The organism is Variovorax nitratireducens (assembly GCF_051216545.1).
In the GTDB taxonomy this organism is placed as follows: Bacteria; Pseudomonadota; Gammaproteobacteria; order Burkholderiales; family Burkholderiaceae_C; genus Variovorax.
In genome coordinates, this window is sequence record NZ_JBPJZO010000017.1 from 59,554 (window position 1) to 79,040 (window position 19,487).

18 protein-coding genes and 1 pseudogene are annotated in these 19,487 nt (G+C 64.2%); 12 read left to right on the forward strand and 7 right to left on the reverse strand.

Features of this window, described 5'->3' with window-relative positions; translation table 11 throughout:
- The first annotated feature begins 72 nt into the window (after nucleotides 1–72).
- A complete protein-coding gene (locus ACSFA8_RS25930) occupies nucleotides 73–966 on the forward strand; it encodes an HpcH/HpaI aldolase/citrate lyase family protein (protein WP_435482330.1) in 894 nt (297 codons plus the stop codon).
- Between the two features lie 33 nt (nucleotides 967–999).
- Here ACSFA8_RS25930 and ACSFA8_RS25935 read toward each other — a convergent pair whose 3' ends face one another.
- From ACSFA8_RS25935 to ACSFA8_RS25945, 3 genes are read right to left on the reverse strand one after another with little or no spacing between them, the layout of a single operon-like run.
- Nucleotides 1,000–1,875 carry an amidohydrolase family protein gene (locus ACSFA8_RS25935; protein WP_435482331.1) on the reverse strand — a complete coding sequence of 292 codons (876 nt, stop codon included), beginning with the start codon at nucleotides 1,873–1,875 and terminating at the stop codon, nucleotides 1,000–1,002.
- Nucleotides 1,876–1,896: 21 nt separating this feature from the next.
- Nucleotides 1,897–2,862: a Bug family tripartite tricarboxylate transporter substrate binding protein gene (locus ACSFA8_RS25940; protein WP_435482332.1), complete on the reverse strand. Its 966-nt coding sequence runs from the start codon at nucleotides 2,860–2,862 to the stop codon at nucleotides 1,897–1,899.
- 27 nt (nucleotides 2,863–2,889) lie between these two features.
- Nucleotides 2,890–3,405 (reverse strand): cupin domain-containing protein, encoded by a 516-nt coding sequence (locus ACSFA8_RS25945; protein ID WP_435482333.1) that lies wholly within the window; start codon nucleotides 3,403–3,405, stop codon nucleotides 2,890–2,892.
- A gap of 234 nt (nucleotides 3,406–3,639) precedes the next feature.
- Between ACSFA8_RS25945 and ACSFA8_RS25950 the strand changes: the two genes are divergently transcribed.
- The 5 genes from ACSFA8_RS25950 to ACSFA8_RS25970 all read left to right on the forward strand — a co-directional run bounded on the left by ACSFA8_RS25950 (nucleotide 3,640) and on the right by ACSFA8_RS25970 (nucleotide 8,538).
- Entirely contained in the window at nucleotides 3,640–4,818 is a 1,179-nt protein-coding gene (locus ACSFA8_RS25950; protein ID WP_435482334.1) for an acyl-CoA dehydrogenase family protein, read from the forward strand.
- Nucleotides 4,815–6,029: a CaiB/BaiF CoA transferase family protein gene (locus tag ACSFA8_RS25955; RefSeq protein ID WP_435482335.1), complete on the forward strand. Its 1,215-nt coding sequence runs from the start codon at nucleotides 4,815–4,817 to the stop codon at nucleotides 6,027–6,029. The genes ACSFA8_RS25950 and ACSFA8_RS25955 overlap by 4 nt, the downstream gene beginning before the upstream one ends.
- On the forward strand, nucleotides 6,026–7,141 hold the full coding sequence (locus tag ACSFA8_RS25960) for a CaiB/BaiF CoA transferase family protein (RefSeq protein WP_435482336.1): 1,116 nt from the start codon (nucleotides 6,026–6,028) through the stop codon (nucleotides 7,139–7,141). Before ACSFA8_RS25955 ends, ACSFA8_RS25960 begins: the two co-directional genes overlap by 4 nt.
- Nucleotides 7,129–7,644 carry a MaoC family dehydratase gene (locus ACSFA8_RS25965; protein WP_435482355.1) on the forward strand — a complete coding sequence of 172 codons (516 nt, stop codon included), beginning with the start codon at nucleotides 7,129–7,131 and terminating at the stop codon, nucleotides 7,642–7,644. Before ACSFA8_RS25960 ends, ACSFA8_RS25965 begins: the two co-directional genes overlap by 13 nt.
- Nucleotides 7,645–7,824: 180 nt before the next feature.
- Nucleotides 7,825–8,538, forward strand: coding sequence for a GntR family transcriptional regulator (locus ACSFA8_RS25970; protein WP_435482337.1), 714 nt, complete (start codon nucleotides 7,825–7,827; stop codon nucleotides 8,536–8,538).
- 411 nt (nucleotides 8,539–8,949) lie between these two features.
- Here the strand turns inward: ACSFA8_RS25970 and ACSFA8_RS25975 are convergent, their stop codons facing one another.
- The 4 genes and pseudogenes from ACSFA8_RS25975 to ACSFA8_RS25990 form a co-directional block, all read right to left on the reverse strand.
- Nucleotides 8,950–9,399 carry a helix-turn-helix domain-containing protein gene (locus ACSFA8_RS25975; RefSeq protein ID WP_435482338.1) on the reverse strand — a complete coding sequence of 150 codons (450 nt, stop codon included), beginning with the start codon at nucleotides 9,397–9,399 and terminating at the stop codon, nucleotides 8,950–8,952.
- Between the two features lie 149 nt (nucleotides 9,400–9,548).
- A pseudogene (locus ACSFA8_RS25980) lies at nucleotides 9,549–9,953 on the reverse strand (ATP-binding protein); the annotation flags it as partial.
- A gap of 29 nt (nucleotides 9,954–9,982) precedes the next feature.
- Nucleotides 9,983–11,005, reverse strand: coding sequence for an AlbA family DNA-binding domain-containing protein (locus tag ACSFA8_RS25985; protein WP_435482339.1), 1,023 nt, complete (start codon nucleotides 11,003–11,005; stop codon nucleotides 9,983–9,985).
- A 250-nt stretch (nucleotides 11,006–11,255) separates the two neighbouring features.
- Nucleotides 11,256–12,626 carry a RepB family plasmid replication initiator protein gene (locus ACSFA8_RS25990; protein WP_435482340.1) on the reverse strand — a complete coding sequence of 457 codons (1,371 nt, stop codon included), beginning with the start codon at nucleotides 12,624–12,626 and terminating at the stop codon, nucleotides 11,256–11,258.
- Nucleotides 12,627–13,152: 526 nt separating this feature from the next.
- Here ACSFA8_RS25990 and ACSFA8_RS25995 point away from each other — a divergent pair.
- From ACSFA8_RS25995 to ACSFA8_RS26020, 6 genes are all read left to right on the forward strand, one after another.
- Entirely contained in the window at nucleotides 13,153–14,388 is a 1,236-nt protein-coding gene (locus ACSFA8_RS25995) for an AAA family ATPase (RefSeq protein ID WP_435482341.1), read from the forward strand.
- A 243-nt stretch (nucleotides 14,389–14,631) separates the two neighbouring features.
- Nucleotides 14,632–15,711, forward strand: coding sequence for a ParB/RepB/Spo0J family partition protein (locus ACSFA8_RS26000; RefSeq protein WP_435482342.1), 1,080 nt, complete (start codon nucleotides 14,632–14,634; stop codon nucleotides 15,709–15,711).
- A gap of 436 nt (nucleotides 15,712–16,147) precedes the next feature.
- Nucleotides 16,148–16,405: a hypothetical protein gene (locus ACSFA8_RS26005; protein ID WP_435482343.1), complete on the forward strand. Its 258-nt coding sequence runs from the start codon at nucleotides 16,148–16,150 to the stop codon at nucleotides 16,403–16,405.
- Nucleotides 16,402–18,348: a phage integrase family protein gene (locus ACSFA8_RS26010; protein WP_435482344.1), complete on the forward strand. Its 1,947-nt coding sequence runs from the start codon at nucleotides 16,402–16,404 to the stop codon at nucleotides 18,346–18,348. Before ACSFA8_RS26005 ends, ACSFA8_RS26010 begins: the two co-directional genes overlap by 4 nt.
- A gap of 82 nt (nucleotides 18,349–18,430) precedes the next feature.
- Complete coding sequence (gene phaP / locus ACSFA8_RS26015; protein WP_435482345.1) at nucleotides 18,431–18,841, forward strand: TIGR01841 family phasin; 411 nt, start codon at nucleotides 18,431–18,433, stop codon at nucleotides 18,839–18,841.
- Nucleotides 18,842–18,955: 114 nt separating this feature from the next.
- Entirely contained in the window at nucleotides 18,956–19,411 is a 456-nt protein-coding gene (locus tag ACSFA8_RS26020) for a hypothetical protein (RefSeq protein ID WP_435482346.1), read from the forward strand.
- Nucleotides 19,412–19,487: the final 76 nt, after the last annotated feature.

Below are 19,487 nucleotides of genomic sequence, written 5' to 3' on the forward strand. Positions count from 1 at the left end.
TCCGAGTCTCTTTATGAAATGTTGTACGAACAATTATGTTAGGCTTCGACAGCTGCATGGGTCAAGCACTCTTTGCTGTTTCATGGGGGAAACCATAGTTTCTGGCTGAGGTTTGTCTTTTGTTATCCGTACAACTTATCTTGCCAATTCGTGCTGACCAATACACTTTCAATCACCTATCTCTTCGTTCCCGGCGACCGGCCGGAGCGTTTCGACAAGGCGTGGGCGAGCGGCGCGGACATCGTGGTGCTCGACCTCGAAGACGCGGTTGCGGCGGACCACAAGGCCATCGCACGTTCGCTCGCGGCTGAAGCGCTTGGCGACGCTGCGCGCCAGGCCTGCATCCGCATCAACGGCATCGACACGCCATGGTTCCAGGAAGACCTTCGCCTCCTCTCGCTCCCGGGCGTCGCGTGCGTGATGCTCCCGAAGGCAGAAAGCCCCGAGGCGCTGGCTGCGGCCGCCGCTGCAGCAAAGGGCACCATGCACCTCATCCCCCTGATCGAGACGGCGCGCGGGCTGGCCAATGCCACGCGCCTGTCCGAATGCCGCAGCGTGCTGAGGCTCGCTTTCGGATCGGTCGACTTTCAGCAGGACCTCGGGATCGAGGGCGACGGCGACGAGCTGCTCTTCGCACGCTCACAGCTGGTGCTCGCCTCGCGGCTCGCGGAGATCGGTGCGCCGATCGACGGCGTCACGCTCGCGGTCAAGGATGCGGCGCAGGCAAGTCAGGACGCGATGCGCGCACGGCGACTCGGCTTCGGCGGCAAGCTCTGCATTCACCCCTCGCAGGTCTCGCCGATCCAGCAAGCCTTCGCACCCGACGCACAGATGATCGCGTGGGCCACGGGCGTCCTGGCCGCGGCAGCCTCGACGCCGGCAGGTGCACTGACCTACGAAGGCAAGTTGATCGACAAGCCGGTGGTCGACCGGGCGCGGACGGTGCTCGCCCGCGCGGTCACATGAATGGCGGACGTCGGCACGCTCAGCGCCGCGCCATCAGTCTTTGAACCCGTAGAGGCGCTGCGGGTTGTGCACCAGCACCGCCTCGCGGGCCTGCGGGTCAGGCACCCAGTCCGCCAGCACGTCCAGCAAATCGCCCGTGTTCGGCATGATCCCCCGGAAGCTGACGTGCGGCCAATCCGAGCCCCAGACGCAGCGGCCAGGCGCGGCGTCGGCCAGCGCCTGCGCGAAGGCAACCGTGTCTGCGTAGGGCGGACCCGCGCGCGACAACCTGAAGCCTCCCGAGAGCTTGACCCATGCGCCGTCGCACACCATCTGCAGCAAGGTGCGCGCGCCCTCCTCCATGCCCGGGCCCGCATGCACATAGCCCATGTGATCGAAGACCGCCGGCACACGCAGCCCGGCGACTTTCGCGGCCAGGGACATCAATTGGCCGGGCTCGACGAGGAACTGCAGGTGCCAGCCGAGCTCGGCGCACAGGGCCTCGTAGCGGCCGAGGTCGGCAATGCCCACGCCGCCCCCCGTGGTCGTGTTCAGCCGCAGCCCGACGACACCGCCCTCCTGGAGGCGATGCAGTTCGGCGTCCGGCAGGTTCGGGCGGATGACGGCGATACCGCGCAGGCGCTCGGGATGCGCCCGCAGCGTTCGCAGCATCAGGCTGTTGTCAGTGCCGTGCACGCTGACCTGCACGAGAACGCCATGAGCCATCCCGGTCGCATCGAGCATCCGCAGGTAGGCACTTTCCGGTGCGGGCCGCGGCGTGTAGCTGCGCTCGTCGATGTACGCGCGGCCTATCACATGCGCATGCGTGTCGACGGCGCCTTCGGGGAGGCGGTAGCGGCTCGGCGGATGCGGAAAGGCATTCGCCGCGGGATCGACCTCGAACCGGTCTCGCCCATGCGATGAAGTCATGCGAAACGCGCCCCCCACCGACTACCCTGCCTTGATGCGCCCGTCCGCCACCATCTTCTGCATGAAGTCGTTCTCCGCGCGCATCGAGCGTTCGTAGGCCTGGGCCGTCCCCCAGAAGACAGACGAGCCAACCTTCAGCATTCCCGCCTTGAAGCGCGCCTCTTCGACGGCCGCACCGGCCGCGCCCTGGAGCGTCGCCACCACCGCGTCAGAAGCGCCGCTGGGCGCCGCGATGCCGAGGTAGGTGGTGACGTCGAACGGCTCCTTGCCCAGGGTGGAGACGGATGGTACGCCCGGAAGCTGTTCGAGCGGTGTGCCGAACACCGCCAGCGGGATCAGATCACCGGATTCGATGTACGGCCTGGAGGTCGAGACCTGATCCGCGGCGACTTCGATCTGGCCGGCGAGCATGTCCTGGAGCATCGGGCCGGAGCCCTTGTAGGCGATGCCGTTAAAGCTCAGGCCGGCAACCATTTCGAGGTCCAGCATGGCCAGGTGGTTCGGCGTTCCGAGACCGCTGTAACCCATCGACACCGCGCCCGGACTCCCCTTGGCGAGCTGAACTACATCGGCGAGCGACTTGAACCGGCTGCCCTTCTTCACTACCAGCACCAGCGGCGTCTTGCTCACGAGACACACGGGCCTGACGTTCGCCAAGGTATAGCCCACCTTCACCAGGTGCGGCGTGACAGAGAAGACGCTGGGCGCAGAAAACAGCAGCGTGTGACCGTCGGCGCGCGAGCCGACCACGTGCGTCGCCCCGATGGCGCCACCGCCGCCGGCCTTGTTGTCCACCACGACCGACTGCCCGATCGTCTTGGACAGCGCATCCGCGAAGAGGCGCGCTGTGAGATCGGCGTTGCCGCCGGCGGCATACGGGACGACGAGCGTGATCGGGCGCGAAGGAAAAACTTGCGCGAAGCTCGGTCCGGCCGAAGATGCGACGAGGGCGAGCCCCGTTGCCTGCAAGAAGGTGCGACGGTTCATTGTCTTGTCTCCAGTTGTGTGCGGGTCTCAGTCGGGAGCGAAGAAGGCTCCTGCCTTGAACATCGTCGGTTGTGCGGCGACGCCGTTCACCTTGGCGTCGCCAGCTGCGTATTGCCCGCCGGGATCCCTGCGGCTCTTCAACGCCTCCCGCGGGATCGAGAACCGCGGATCGAGGTCGGTGGAATCCTTGACCGGCCCTCCACCGACCCTGAACATGACCAGGTTGCCGCCCGCCTCATCCGCGTGAAAGCGGTACTGGGTGCCGCGCGGCACCATCACGCCTTCGAAGGCACGCACCGACGACGTGCTGCCATCGCCGAAGAAGAAGCTTGCCTCGCCCTGAAGCACCAGGAACACGTGGTCCTCGATGTCATGGCTGTGGAGCGCGTTCTCGCCGCCGCTCGAATAGACCTTCGAGTGCGCCCAGAGCATCGGCGCCAGGCCGAGCAGGCCCATCGTCGCCCCGCCCTCGAGCAGGGGTAGGTTGCGCATCGAGAAGATGAGTTCCGACGCCCTGGAAGGCGCATCTGCAAGTGTTGTCACGGACGAACTCCTTTCGAGTGGTGCAACACAGCTCACGGCTGCATTGCTTTAGTTGTACGGACAATCAAATTTAGCAGATCAAGCGTACTGACGAGATTCGGGTTAACACCTAAAGCTCACATCGGTCGTTCCTTCGTACCGTGACCGTCAATGAGCTTGGAAATGAACAACACTGCGTATTGACAAGTCCATTGTTCAGTCTTTATAGTTGTCCGTACATCTACGGGACTTTGAATGAAAGCAACGCAAGACCACCGCACCATCCCGGCCGAAGACGAAGCCGAATTCATCGCCGCCATCGACCGCTGGATCGAACGCTCGCTCAAGCCGGAAGTGGTGCGCGAGTTCGATCACGCCGACCGCTATCCGGCCCGGATCGTGGAAGAGATGAAAACATTGGGCCTGTTCGGCGCCACCGTCAGCACCGCATTCGGCGGCCTGGGGCTGCCGGCGAGCACGTACGCCAAGATCGTGATGCGCATCTCTTCGGTCTGGATGTCGCTCACCGGCATCTTCAATTCGCACCTCATGCTCGCGCTGGCGATTGAGAAGTTCGGAACCGCCGCCCAGCGGGACGAATGGCTGCCCAAACTCGCCTCGGGCGAGGTGCGTGGCGGCCTCGCGCTGACCGAGCCCGACGCGGGCACCGACCTGCAGGGCATTCGCATGACAGCCCGCCGCGAGGGCGACCGCTATGTCATCAACGGCACCAAGACATGGATCACCAACGCGGTGGAAGGCAGCTGTTTCGCTTTGCTTGTGAAGACCGACCCCGAGGCACAACCTCGCCACAAGGGCATGAGCCTTTTCATCGCACCCAAGGGCAAGGGCTTCACGAGCGGTCGCAAGCTGGAGAAGCTGGGCTACAAGGCGATCGATTCCGGCGAACTGATCGCCGACAACTACGTGCTGAGCGCCGACCACCTGATCGGCGGCGAGGAAGGACAGGGCTTCTACCAGGCCACCGGCAGCCTCGAGCTCGGGCGCATCAACGTCGCCTCGCGCGGCGTGGGCCTCGCAGAAGGCGCGCTGCGCCTCGCGACGCAGTACGCGCAGGTACGCCACACCTTCGGCAAGCCGATCGCGGAACACCAGGCCATTGCGCTGAAGCTCGGCGAGATGGCCACCCGCGCACGCGCCGCGCGGTTGCTGACGCTGGATGCGGCCGCCATCTTCGACCGCGGCGAGCGCTGCGACATGGAGGCCGGCATGGCGAAGTACTTCGCGTCGGAAGCCGCGCTGGAAAACAGCACCGAGTCGATGCGCATCCATGGCGCCTACGGCTATTCAAAGGAATACGACATCGAACGGTTCTACCGCGACGCACCCCTCACCTGCATCGGCGAGGGCACCAACGAGATGCAACGCATCATCATCGCGAAGCAGTGGATCAAGCGGAACCCGGCCGAATGAGCGCGCCGCACGACGCGACGCCGGCCCGTGGCGCACCGCGGCCGGCACACCTTCCGCTGCAGGGCGTCCGGGTTCTGGCGGTCGAGCAGTTCGGTGCCGGCCCCTACGGCACCATGTTCCTCGCGAACCTTGGCGCAGATGTCATCAAGGTTGAGAACCCCGCGAGCAACGGCGACCCGTCGCGCCGCACCGGACCCCATCTGCTTGGGCCGGACGACAGCCAGTATTTCCAGGGCTGGAACCTCAACAAGCGCAGCGTCGCACTGGACCTCAAGTCGACCGAAGGCCGCGCAGCTTTCGAGGCTTTGGCGCGCGACGCCGACGTCGTGCTGAACAACCTGCGCGGCGACCAGCCCGCGAAGCTGCGGCTGGACCATGCCGCGCTGTCGGATCTGAACCCGGCGCTCGTCTGCGTCCATATCTCGGCCTACGGCCGCGACACGAGCCGCGCAGCATGGCCGGGCTACGACTACCTCATGCAGGCCGAGAGCGGGCTCATGCACCTGACGGGCGAGCCGGACACGCCGCCCGCGCGCATCGGCGCGCCCTCCATCGTCGACCACATGACGGGGATCACGTCGATCATCGGCCTTCTGGCCGCCTTGCTGCGTGCACGCGAAACCGGCGAAGGCTGCGACGTCGACACCTGCCTGTTCGACGTCACCCTGCACCAGTTGGGCTATGCGGCCACCTGGTATCTCAACGAAGGGCACGTGTCGCAGCGGCAGGAGCGCAGTGGACATCAATCGGTCTCGCCTGTGCAGACCTTTCCCACGGCCGACGGCTGGATTTTCATCATGTGCATGACCCAGAAGTTCTGGGAGGCGCTGCTGACCGGGATCGGGCGCGAGGACCTGCGCGCGCTGCCCGAATTCGAGACCGCCGACGCACGCCACACGAACCGCGCGCAACTGAGCACGCTGCTGGACGCGGAGTTCGCCGGCCAGCCGACCCGCCACTGGCTGGCCAAGCTCGAGGGCGTGCTTCCGGTCGCCCCCGTGCGCGGCCTGGCCGAGGCGCTGGAGAGCGACTTCTTCCGCGAAAGCGGCATGCTGGCAGAAGTGGAGCATCCGGCCAAACACCGCCTCCAGGTGCTCGCAAACCCACTCAAATTCAACGGGCAGCGCCCCACCTTGCGGGCCTGCTCCGCGCTGGGCGCCGATACGGAGGAAATCCTGTCGGCCGTGACGGTCGAGGCAAGCGCGCCATGAAGCTCACGGGTATCCGCGTCCTCGATCTTTCCAACTTCCTGCCGGGCCCCTACCTCACCCTCGCCATGGCCGATCATGGTGCCGAGGTCGTCAAGATCGAGCAACCGGGCGAAGGCGATCCAGGACGGCACATCGGCGTCGCCGACGGGCCGCACACGGTGTTCTTCCGCAACCTCAACCGTGGCAAGAAGAGCGTCGTGCTCGACCTGAAGAACGACTCGGACAGGTCGGCCCTGCTCGATATGGCCGCCACGGCCGATGTCTTCGTCGAGTCGTTTCGTCCCGGCGTGGCCAAGCGCCTCGGCGTGGACTACGCCGCCGTGTCGGCGCGCAATCCGGGCATCGTGTACTGCTCGATCAGCGCGTTCGGCCAGGACGGCCCGTACCGCGACCGACCGGCGCACGACCTCGCCGTGGAAGCCCTCAGCGGCACCTTGAGCCTCAGCCTCGGCGACGACGGCAGTCCCGCCATACCCGGCATACCGGTGGCCGACCTGTTGAGCGGTCTGCAGGGCCTCAACGGCGTGCTGATGGCCCTGCTGCGGCGCCAGACGACGAACCGGGGCGACTGCATCGACATCTCGATGCTGGACTGCATGGTCGGTGCGCTGCGAAACGTGACCGGCCCGACCTTTGCCGAGGGCCGCCAGCCGGATCCGAAACTCGAGCGCACCACCGGCGGCAGCGCGTTCTACCGGATCTACCGCACGCGCGACGGCGGGCGCATCGCCCTGGCGGGCCAGGAGCCGAAGTTCATCCACGCGCTGCTCGGCGCGCTCGACCGCGCGGACCTTGCCCCGCTGTGCCTGCGGGGGCCAGGCGCGCATCAGCAGCCGGTGATGGACTTCCTGGCGCACACCTTTCTGCAGGCCACGCGTGCAGAGTGGGAGGAGCGACTCGGCGCGCTCGACGTGTGCTTCGGCGCCATCAACACCCTGCCCCAAGCCCTCCAGGACCCGCAGGTCGTCGCCCGGGGCATGGTGCTGCAAGACGCTGAAGGCCGTCCGCACATCGCCAGTCCCATCCGCTTTCTCCACGAGCCGTCCGTACCCAGCCTGGCAGCGCCGCGTCTCGATCAACACCACTCGCTTCTGAAAGAATCCAAACCATGACCCGCACCGTCGTCGAGATCTCCCCCGGCCGCTTCCGGGAGAGCTTCGGACGCTACTTCGAGGATTTCGAGATCGGCCACATTTACGAGCATCGCCCCGGTCGCACGGTCACCGAGAACGACAACATCGCGTTCACGCTGATGACGATGAATACGCATCCGCTGCATTTCGACAACGCCTATGCCGCCAAGTCGGAGTTCGGCCAGGCGCTCGTGAACAGCTGCCTGACCCTGTCCATCGTGGTCGGCATGAGCGTGAGCGACGTGAGCCAGAAGGCGATCGGCAACCTGGGCTGGAACGACATCAAGCTGGTGAGCCCGGTGTTCTGCGGCGACACGCTGTATGCGGAATCCTGCGTGCTCACCAAACGCGAATCGGCCAGCCGACCCACTCAAGGAATCGTGACCGTCAGGACAGTGGGAATGAAAGCCGACGGCACCGAGGTCCTGAGCTTCGAGCGGACCGTGCTCGTGCCTAAGCGTGGGCACGGCATCGAGGACTGAGTCGGCGCCTTAAGTCCGGGGCGCCTGTCTCGGGCAGCAGATACGGACAACTGCAAGTGATGCAGAATTGTTCGCATGCCCAAAACTGCAAAGAAGGTCCAGGCCCCTGCCTCAAGAGCGATGCCATCGCGCACGCGAGCGCGCGTCCTGCCGGTGCTTTCTCCGGCTGCCGGGGAGCCCTTGTACCGACAAGTCGTGCAGTCGCTGCGCGCGGACATCATGCGGGGCGCCTTCCCCGTCGGTTCGCAGTTGCCCACGGAGGGCGAGTTGGCAGAACGCTTTTCGGTCAGCCGGCACACGGTGCGCGAGGCCTTGCGTCAACTGCGCACCGACGGCTTGGTCGCTTCACGCCAGGGCTCCGGCACGACGGTGATGCCGCCGCAACCGAGCACGCCCTTCAACGTGCACCGCGTCGCATCCATCGACGAGCTGATTGCCTACGCGGCCGCCAGCCGCTACGTGGTCGAGCGCACCAGTGTCGTCACCAGCGAGGACGTGGCCGCCGAGGCGCTCGAGCTGCCGACAAAGAAGCGCTGGCTGCGACTGCAGGGCTTTCGCCTGGACGACGAGCCTGCCACGCCCCCGATCTGCTGGACCGAGGTCTACGTCGCCGCCGAATTCGCTGGCGTCGAACGCATGATGAACCGTCAGCGTGGGCCCATCTGGCGGCTCATAGAAGACATGTACGGTGAACGGTTGGTCGAGGTGGAGCAGACGCTGCGCGTGCGCGCCGTGCCGGCAGCACTCGCCGAAGGCCTGAGGGTCGAATCGGATTCGAGCGTCGTCGAGGTGACGCGCAGCTACAAGACGACATCAGGCAAGGTGGCGGAGTTGTCGGTCAACCTCTATCCAGCTGACAAGTTCCGCTTCAGCATGAAACTGCACCGCGCCTGAGCGCGGCCGCCCGCCCGGCGCCCTGAGACGCCGGGGCTCCAATGGAACCGCGGCCCTCCACGTCGGCCGCGCCAACGTGAGATCGCCATCCATACTGGTCGATCAAATGAACCTAGGAGGCCGCGCGGCAGAAGTTTTTCTGCGCAGACGTGAACCCAAAGTTGAGTTTGCGCACGACGCGCGAGCGTTGGCGCATCGCCTTGGCTGTTTTGAACCACCAGGAGAGGGTCCATTTGGCCTGCCAGAGGCGAGCGGAACTCGTGGCCCCCCAAATTACGGGACTCATCTGACCATCAAGGTGCTCATGCGCCGCAGGTTCAGCGCCAAGCACACGAGATTGATCAAGCGCTGAGAGACAACCGACAACATCTGCCGCAGCTAGAAAGGATTGGCAACTGCGGGCCGATTCGCTCAGTCCGTCGGACTGGCTTCGAGTCGTTTCAGCAAGTCGTCGCGGCTCATTTCCTTGACAACGGCCAACTGCTGAACCTGCGAGGCATTGGGCCTGGACTTGCCCTGCTCCCAGTTGTAGATGGTTTGTCCGCCAATGCCCACCAGCTTGCCGTACATCGCGGCCGACCAGCCCAGCTTGCTGCGATGCGCGGCCAGGCGCGCCGCGCTGAAGCGGCGGCGCGGGCCTTCCTCATCGGCCCCGGTGTCCCCGGTCGCAGGGACTGGCGTCGCCGCGCGCTTGTCAACGCGCCTGAGTTCCTTTTGCAAGGACTCGACCTGGCGACGCAGGGTTGCGATAGCGCTGCGGTGCTGCGCGCTGGCTTTCTTGAGAGTTTCGACCTCCGTGCGCACTTCCTTGCGGGCGACGCGCGAGATCTCGGCTTTAAGAACGGTTGCAATATTTGGCATAAGGCGATTCTGACGTATTAAATTGGCGCAATCTGCAGGCTTTGCTACCGCAGTCTGGATCCAGCTATTGCTCACCAACGACTGGGACTAGCGGAATCTGGAAGGCGCTGTTGCATCGCACCCTCCTACGCTTCGGGTGCCCCGGTGCCTCAACCCCAGTAGGGAACGTACTCGGCAAACTTCTTCCCACCCCCAACATCCTTGCGCTTGATACGCCCTGCCCCGATGGCATCGCTGATCAGATTGGTGATCTGGTTGCGGTGTCTTTCACTCAGCTTGAATCGTTCACGCAAGGTCGTGTTCGTCAACGTCTGGCTTGAGAGGTACTGCAGCGCCGCGTGTTGATAGCAGGCCTCAATGCGCTCCGGTATCGACATGTCCGTGAACTTGCGCGGCGCGCCGATCGTGATCCGAAAAGCGTTCTCTTGAGGCGCCAGCACGAGCGGCGGCAGGCCGAACAATTCGATGGCTCGGACGATTTTCTGGAAGCCGGTACCTCGCTCTTCGCAGATCCGGTAGCGACGGAACGAGGAGGCCAGCTTTTCGTTGCGCGATTCGGCGTCGTCCCGATGAGCCGGTCGGGCTACTTGCCAGGCAACAGCCTGCCGGGGTTGGTCACCTCGATACGGTCGTCGTAGATTTCGATCATGGGCCCTGCCCCGGTCACGGTGAAGTCCTGGTGGATCAGCGCGTTGGCGATCAGTTCGCGCAGCGCCAGCTCCGGGTACATGGAAACCTCGGTGCGCAGCGACTGCTGGATGACATCCGAGTGCGGCAGAACCCTTTTGAGATGCCCCATGAGCCCCTCGAAGCCGACCGCATAGCCGCGGCGTCCTGGGAGTTCGTCGATCGTGTCGACCTTGTTGGTTCCACGGTACCGTATGACGCGGATCCGCTTGCGCTCGAGATCGGGAAAGTCGCCCAGGTTCCTCGCCGCTGCGACCGCGCCGAAGTTCGTGATGTAGTGGCCACGGCTGTCCACAACCGTGATCCCTTCGGCCACCAGCCAATGGGAGAGGTTTTCCGCGTCACCGGGCAGCGGGCGCTGCAGGAGAGTGGTAATCGACTCGAGATCAATCAGACGCTGTACCTCGGCAAGGTCGATCAACGGCGACGCGCGCAACTCTTGCCAGCGCGGCGCCGAGCTGTTCATGAGCATGCCCCCGACGTCCTGACGCGAGGCCTTGCGCGTCGTGCCCCCTGAACGAATCCAGGATTCCTCAATCGACTTGCCGCGCCGATGCACCGGTTTCGTTGGCTGCTCCGGCACATGAACCAACAGCACGGCCACGCCCTGGTACGTCACGACCGCGTGGTCGATGGCCAGCGGCGGCTCCATGGCGTCGCGCCCGAGATTGGCCAGGGTGTTGGTGACCTGCGCCACCGTGTCGGCATCGACACCGACTGGCAGTCCGTCGTCGTTGATGCCAAAAACCAGCGTGCCACCGTTGGTGTGATTGCCGAACGCCATGAGGTGCTCGGCCAGCCGATCCTTGTGCAGCGAGAGCTGTGTCTTCCAGTCGAGCTCGTTGAGCTCGTGCGGCAACGGCGACAGGGTTTCGTCCAGGCAGCGCAAGGCGTCAGTGACCCAGTACTTTGTCGCCATGTATAAGTAACCTGTTGATTTTATTGAGGTTTTGTCGAGTTGACGGATTCAGATGTGATAAGACCACGTCTATGGTCGCAGACCTGCCCTGCGAAGCGCCAGTTTCCAGATGTGAAAGCAAGCCATTGATTTTATTGACCTTTCTTGGCCTGACCGCCTTTCGGGATGCATGCGAATTTCCACCGACTGGCCTCCTCATGGGGGCGTTGAAACCTCTCATAAAGTGAGCAAACACATCGCTCTTCAGTCTTTAAATTCCTACGACGCCACGCTGGAGCGCGAAATCCAGCAGCACCCGATCTGTTGGCTCCTCCGGCCAGGTTTCCTGCGCGAGCCATTTGAAGAACGTCGTCGCGGCGATCCGGCTAGACGGCCCGTCGCGCCGCCAGGCGCGCGCGATGGGCGCCGCAACCTGCTCAAGCCGCTCGGCCTCGAAACGCGAGCGCACCTCGGTCTGGGCCGCCTCCAACATCTCGGCGAACACGGCGCGGGCCTGCCCCATGCGGTCGTTTTCCCAAAGCTCACGGATGCGCCGCAGCCGATCCGCTTCCGACAGAGCCGGCGCGGGAGATGACGCCTGCGGTGTTGCTCCCACGGTCGGGGGGATCAGCGCCGTGACCCCGGCGTAGCCCTTCTTCAATGCATCCTTGAAGTAGGCCGCGGGCGACTTGAGCGTCGGCATCGAAGCGTTGCGCAACCGCTGATCGACATGCTCCAGCGTGGCGCGGAGCTGACCTTCGTCCGTCGTCGCATACAGATCCTGCGCTTCATCCTGCTTGATCCCGAGCGCGATCAAGCGTCCTACGAGGGCCAGGTCAAAGACGTTCCGGTTGGGGGCGTTGATGTCACCCAGGCGCTGCTGCACCTTTGGCACCACCCTGAACTGGATCTCCTCGATCTTGCGGCCACGTTTGTGCTCGATCAGTTCGAGTCCGAAGTCGTCGCACAGTGCGTCGATCTCGGCCAAGGCCTTGCTGATCACATCACGCTTGAGGAAACGGTAGTCCACCTCCTTGATGTCGCTGCGGCCGGTCAGGACCGCCGCCCACCAGATCACATCCTCGCGCATCGAGAGGCGGCCCGGTGACGTGAGATACCGGGCCCCGATCTCGTACAGCACTGCCGCCGAGTAGCTGCGCATCTGGCTGCTCATCTCCAGCAGCACACGGGTGTACTGGTGCGGCTTGACCAGGCGCTCCTTGATCTCGTCGGGATAGCGCCAAGTCACCATGCAGGGTCTCCCCCTGCCCTGCTCTTCGATCGTCACGGTGCCCAGCAGCTGGGAGGAGACCCAGCGCTTGAGGGAACTGCTGCTGGTCGACCATTCGATGGTGGTCGCCTGCATGTCACGCAGATGGGACTTCAGCAGTTCGGTGTTGTTGGAGTTGAAGCGCGCGTCTCCGATCAGTTCGCTGAGCGCGAGCCGGTAGACCGGTTCGTCCACGCCCTGGCGCTGGGAGTGGTACAGCAAGGCGTTGTAGATGCGTCTCGAGAGCAGTGTCAATCGCCCCCGTTTGGGCCGGATGGCAATGGCTTCGTTCGCCTTGGCAACGCTCTGCTCTTCTGCGGTGGGGTGCTGCCGAGGCCCGGATCGCGATTGTGAGTCTGCCTCGTCGGCCATATGCGCTGCAGCAATGAAGTGGATTCACATCATGCCTTCGCATTGTGAATCAGTCAATTCACAGAGAGGCGAGCACAGTGCCTTGGTTCTTTACAGTTAAACACTTGGGAAGATTGAAGAATTGAGCCTAGGCTTTTCTTTGCTGCGACAAGAACTTAGCAGCCGATGTGTGAGTTCGATTGGGATGGAATGTGAGATTGGTTGGGAATGGGTGTGTGCTGGGATGGGGAACTGGCGCACCTCTTGTGAGCGCAGGTGGGTTCCAATGTGAGTGGATATGGGCTACCGCCCTGCCCTTTTGCCCGGGATGGCGGAAGAAGCCGGACTTAAGCCGCCTGCAGCGGTGATTCCAAAGAGTCCGAAGGCGTTTTGGAGCTTCTGAGCCTGGGTTGGACGAACGCTGCAACGGGGTTCCCCAACGACCCTCACAATACTTCGCCCAGCAAAGTGCTAGCTGTCGGCGAAACTTGTTCATTCGACGGATTCTCATAGAATGGGCGAATTCCGTCGAATAAGGCAATAGAAAATGTCAGTTGTCGTTCCCCCGGCCAGTGGAAACCTGGTTTCCACCGAAGCGCAGATGCCGCCGCCCCAGACCATCAACATGCAGAAAATCGCTGCGCTCGCGACGCGGGCCGGCTCCATGGTAGAGCAGATCCGCGGGATGCTGCTTGCGCCGGAAGCCCGCAAGATCCCGCCGATCTATTCGACAGCCCAACTCGCTGCACTGTGCGGCGTCGACAAAGCGCACGTCGCCTACCGGATCACGAAGGATGACCTGCCGCCCGGGCGGCTGACGCCGTCGGGCGGGAAGCGGACATTCGGCCTGGACGAGCTTCGTCGTTGGACGCGAACCTACCGCGGCGACAAGATGCGCCCGGTCGGCCGTAAAGCCATCACGATCGCCGTGGGCAACTTCAAGGGCGGTGTGGCCAAGACCACCACGGCGATGATTCTGGCCCAAGGGCTGAGCCTGCGGGGCCATCGCGTGCTCGCGATCGACACGGATCCCCAAGGCTCGCTCACAACCCTTCATGGGCTGCTGCCGGAGGCAGAGGTCACCGAGGACATGACCATCGGGCCACTGTGCGATGGCTCCGAGACCGACATCCGCTACGCGATCCGCTCCACCTACTGGGACGGGATCGACCTTGTCGCGGCAGCGCCGTTCCTGTTCTCCGCGGAGTTTGCCCTCCCCGCCCGGCAGATGCAGCAGCCGGGCGCCAAGTTCTGGGACGTGTTGAACGAGGGCCTGGAGTCGGTGCGGGATCTGTACGACGTGATCGTCATCGACACGCCGCCCTCGCTGTCGTACGTGACGATCAATGCATTGTGGGCCGCCAACGGCATCGTGGTGCCGGTACCCCCCTCCGGTCTGGATTTCGCTTCCTCGGCCCAGTTCTGGTCGTTGCTTGCCGATCTGGGGGGCAACCTGGATGGGCAGAGCAAGGATCGGGAGGGCAAGGCGTTCGACTTCCTCCACGTGTTGTTGAGCCGGGTCGATGCGGCCGATCCGGCCATGCCGGCGGTTCGCCAGTGGATCCAGGCGACCTACGGCGAATACACGCTGCCAGTCGAGATCCCGAAGACCAGCGTTACGAGCAACAAGGCTGCCGAGTTTGCGACCGTCTACGACGTGCAGAAATACGAAGGCGCCGCCAAGACCTACAAGCGAGCCGTCGACGCGTACGATTCTTTCGTGGAACTGGTTGAGCAGTCCGTGGTGGGCGCTTGGGCGTCACAGGGCAGGGCGCGGCCATGAGGATCACCGAAGCGTCATTCCTGCAAATGCGTGGAAACCTGGTTTCCACTCACCCCCTCATTTCACCAGCTGGCGGTGTCCGTCACCTTCTCGTGGAAACCTGGTTTCCACCTTCCCGACCATCGAATGACGCCGCCTGTTCAGCGCGCGACGTTGCGCCAGCAGCGCGCATTGCGATTTACCGCCCACAGCGCTCGAACCTGTCATTGAGGGTTCAGTACCCCGCACCAAGGAGCGCCCAACATGGCTAGTACCCGCAAACGATTGGAGGCACTCACTGCCGGACTCATGCTGCCTGAGGCCGTAAAAGAGCAGACCTTGGAGCGACCCTCACCGCCAGTGGCTGAAGGGCCTCCGTCGGTGGCGGTCGGCGTGGAAACCAGGTTTCCACCGGCAGTGGGCGGCAGTCTGGCGCCCCGTACGGGGCCCGGGCAGATGATGGCCTTCCGCGGCCAGATCCAGCAGGTCGAAGGGGAGATGGCGGCCCTGCGGGAAAAGCTCAGCCAGTACGAAGGCTCGCTGCCGACACGCAAAATGGATCCGAATTCGATCCGCCCCAGCCGCTGGGCGAATCGCCATGTCGACTCGTTTTCCACCAGCGCCTTTGCGGGTCTGAAGGCGGACATCGAGCACGCCGGCGGTAACGTCCAGCCGATTCTCGTGCGACCCTTGAAGGATGCGCCTGGCCAGTTCGAGATCGTTTTTGGGCATCGTCGCCATCGCGCCTCGCTGGAGCTCGGCATCCCGGTGCTGGCGTCCATCTGGGTTGACGAACTGGGCGACGCTGCCTTGTTTGCAGCGATGGATCGGGAGAACCGCGAGCGCGCAGATCTCTCGAACTACGAGCAGGGCCTGATGTACCAGCGTGCGCTCGAGGAGGAGCTGTTTCCCACGCAGCGCCAGCTGGCCGAAGCGCTTGGCGTGAGCCATACTTGGGTGCGCAAGGCGCTGATGGTCGCGCAACTGCCGTCCGCCGTGGTCGAGTGCTTCCGCAGTCCGCTCGAGATCAGCTTTCGCCACGCCGAGCAGATCAATGCGGCGATGGACAAGGACAAGCGTGGCGTCCTGAAGCGCGTGGAAAGGCTGCGGGGTCACAGCCTGGCCCCGGCAATGGTGGTCGCACGGCTGTTGGACGCCAAGGTCGGCTTCGAGCGCTCGGAGAAAGTGGATCTGCAGGTTGCAGGCCAGAAAGTCGGGGTGCTTGTTCGCTCGAAGACCGGCGAACTCACGATCTCGATCGTGGCGGACACCGCGACGGGCACGAGCCAGGAGACGCTGGAGTCGGCTATCTCCGAGGCGCTTCGAAAGATTCGCGCCTTGTAAGGGTACAAGGGGCACGCCAGCGCATCAATGTGAGATCCGTTGGGATTTGGAGGCCGCGTAACCCACCGAATCCCAGGGATGAACGGGGGGCATGGCCAAACCGCGTGCCGCCGACCCCAGGGGGAGGGCGCGCGGTGGCGTGGATCGCAGCGATGCCTTGAAGATGTGCCGAAGCCCGATTTGGCGATCGACATCACGTCTCCGGACTGCTAAATTATCCAATAGGATCAACGACTTAAGTTGATCGTAAGTATGGCAGGCTCAATATGAGCATCAAAAATATATTGATGATAATAAGGTTTATCATCAAGCCGAATCGCAAGGAATCGCCACCAGCCTCGCCAGAACGTGGAAGGGCTGCGTCGTTTCTCATACAGCATCAAGATCTGCCAAATACTGCCACGCGCGCGCCCTCCAGGCGAGTTAGCTTCTACACATGACAGCCATACCGTCGCCATCCCAACTCGCCGCCATCGACAACCCGCAACTCGACGCATGGGCCGTTGAATGGCGCGCACGCGCGGCCTTCGGCGACCGGGATGCGTTCGGCGTGGCCCATGCGCTGGAGGTCGAGCGTCGGCGGCGGGTGCATATCACTCAAAGCAATGTGCTGCCTGAACGGCCGGCGCCCGTTCGGCCCCGGTGGAAGTTCTGGCAGTCGGACACCAGCGACGGCCCGATGTCGCCGATGTGAAAAAACCCAAGACGCCACCACGCAAGCTCCACAGCGGGCACTTCGCGTTCATGCGGGCGCTAGCCCAGGGCTTGGATGAGCGCGCTAGTTGGGATCGGTACCTCAGGCTCGAAGGCGAACACACCGACCTTCGAACCGTCCGTCGCACGATCGCGTGGATCCGCGATGAGTTCGCGGCCGCTGCCAAGCGCGAGCACAAGCCAGGCACCGCCCGGCTGATCCTGCTGGATCCAGACCGGTTTGCATCCGCGCCGGCGCAACCGACCCTGGCCGAGTTCGCCGAAACGCAGGGCATGGAGGACTTCTCGGAAGCTGACCAGCTCGAAGCCTACGAAGAAGCCTATCCGCCGGCCAGGGGGGGAGGGCAGGGCGGTTCGGGACGGCCGTCCCGGCGTGGCCGCGTCATCGAGCGGCAACTCGAAGCGCTGCGCTGGCTGCAGGGCCTGGTTGCGCAGGATCCTCGACCGGGCGACAGCGTTTCCGCCTGGCTGAATCCCTCGCTGGCCAGCCGGCTGGAACGCGCCGGCGTGCCGACGGTTTTTGCGCTGATCGAGCGCATCAACGGGATCGGCGCGCGCTGGTGGGTGCAGGTGCCGGGCGTCGGTGAGCTCAAGGCCTCTCGGATCCTGGAGTGGCTGGATGCGAATGAAGAGGTGCTAGGGCTGCGGGTGGGTCTGCATGTGGCGCTGCCGCGCGCGCAGCTGACGCCGACGACCTTGGCGGCGGTCGTGCCGGCGGCCACCGCGATTCGGCCCTATGAGAAATTCGTGCTGCCGGCCGAGCTCGATGGGAGCGCCGGGCGGTTCAGGGGGCCGCCCGACAAATGCCTGCTCATGGCCAGAAACGACCACGAGGCAATCGGTGCCTGGCTAGCCTCGAAGCGGCCGGGCGATGGGGAAGGGGAGCTGTCGTCCACGCAGCGTGCGTATCGCAAGGAAGCGGAGCGGTTGTTGCTCTGGGCGATCCTGGAAAGGAAGAAGGCCTTGTCGTCGTTGTCGGTCGAGGATGCGACGGAGTACCGATCGTTTTTGGCCGATCCGCCGTCGACCTGGTGCGGGCCGAGGCACCATCAGCGCTGGTCCCCGATGTGGCGGCCGCTCGAAGGGCCCTTGAATGCGGCGGCGCAACGGCAGTCGCTGGTCATCCAGAGGAGCCTGTTCGCCTTCCTGATGAGCCAGGGGTACTTGGTGGGCAATCCGTTCGCGGCCGTGGCACTGCCGGCGAACCCGCAGCGGCCGCTGGGCTCAAGTCGGACTCTGACCTTCGCGCAGTGGGACCACATCGACGCGCAGCTGCAAAAGCACGCCGACACTGAAGTCGGCCGGCGGCTGCGCCGCGCCATGCGGTGGCTCTATGCGACCGGGCTGCGCCTGGCCGAGATCACGAGCGTGAAGTGCGAGGACCTGGAGCTGGTCGAGTACCGCATGGCCGATGGCGAGACGGCGACCGACTGGATGCTGCACGTGCTGGGGAAGGGCGGGCGCACACGGCAGGTACCCGTGCCTGCGGAGCTTGTGGACGAAATCAGCGACGAGCTGGTGCGCCATGGCTTCGAGCGGCAAGTCGGCGCGGTCAGCAACCAGGGCATCCACGTGATGGCGCGCTTCGACGCCGACCTTAAGCGGCCGGCGACCTGGTCAGCCTCCGGGCTCTACCAGGCGATCAAGGCATTCCTCGCGCGCGTGGCCGAAGGCCTTGACGAAGCCGATGCGCATCAGCTGAAAAAAGCGAGCACGCACTGGCTGCGGCACTCGCATGGCTCGCACGCGCTGCAGGGCAGGGAAGGGCAGACGCCGGTGCCGATCCAGGTGGTGCAGAACAACCTGGGGCATGCGTCGGTGGGGACGACGTCGATGTACCTGGCCACCGAGAGGGACGAGAGGCTGAAGGCGATGCGAGGGTTTTGGAAGACGCCTGGCGAGCAGGGGCGCCTCGGGGAGTAGCTTGGCCCGCTCGCCAAACGAAATCACACGTTTCGGGCAACCGTGTGCAATGATCTTTGCGCCGGACCTAACAGGAGATGAAATGGCCACAGAGAACAATCCGTTTGGCGACATGGCGAAGATGTTCGAACAGTTCAAGATGCCGGGCATCGACATGACGACCCTCCTAGAGGCGCGACGCAAGGATGTGGAAGCGATGGTTGAAGCCAACAAGGCGGCTTATGAGTCCATCCAGGCCATGGCGCGCAAGCAGGGCGAGATGATGACGCAAGCCATGCAGGGCATGCAGGAAGCGGCCAGGGTCGCGATCGCTGGCGGTGCTGATCCAGCCAAGCAGACAGAGATTGTCCGCAAGGCCTTCGAAAAGACGCTCGCCGACATGAAAGAACTTGCTGAGATGGGGCGCCAATCGCAGGCCGATGCGATGGCCCACATGACGCAACGCGCGACGGAGCAAATGCAAGAAGTCAGAAAGCTGATGCAGCCGAAGTAAGGGGAGTGGCCAGAATCGGGGGGCAATCTCACGGCAGGACTGCTGTCTACCAAACCACCTGGCACCGCGTTGGAGGGCTGAATTGGTGCCCGTCGCGCCTCCCAGGAGACTTCCATGAACATTCCTCGCTCGTGCATCAAGGTCTTGGTGCCCGTTGCCATTGCGGCGGCGGCTCTCGCTGCCGGTGCCGCTGCGCACGCCCAGGTGAGCTGGTCCATCGGCATCGATGCACCGACCTACTATGAACCCGCGCCGCGCTATCTCGCACCACCCCCGCCGCCGGTCTACTACCAACCCGCGCCGCCGGTCTACTACCAACCCGCGCCGCCGGTGTACTACGAACCGCCGCCACCCGTTTTTCGCCAGGCACCGCCCGCCTACTATCAGCCCGCGCCATCGTACTACGGGCGGCCGCAGATCAACGAGCGACCCGGCGAATGGCAGCACGGCCGTGGCTACGAGCAGCCGCGGCTGAGCGATATGCAGCAACGCGCGCTGGACAATTGCAGCATGCTTGCCTGGCGCGATCAGGGCCGCTGCCGCGCCACCGTGATGTCGACAGTGCGCTGAACAGTTGCCGTCGCTCCAGGGCGGCGAATCGTCGGCTCATCCTCCGAGGGCCGCCATCCCACCAGTGAGAAGCAAT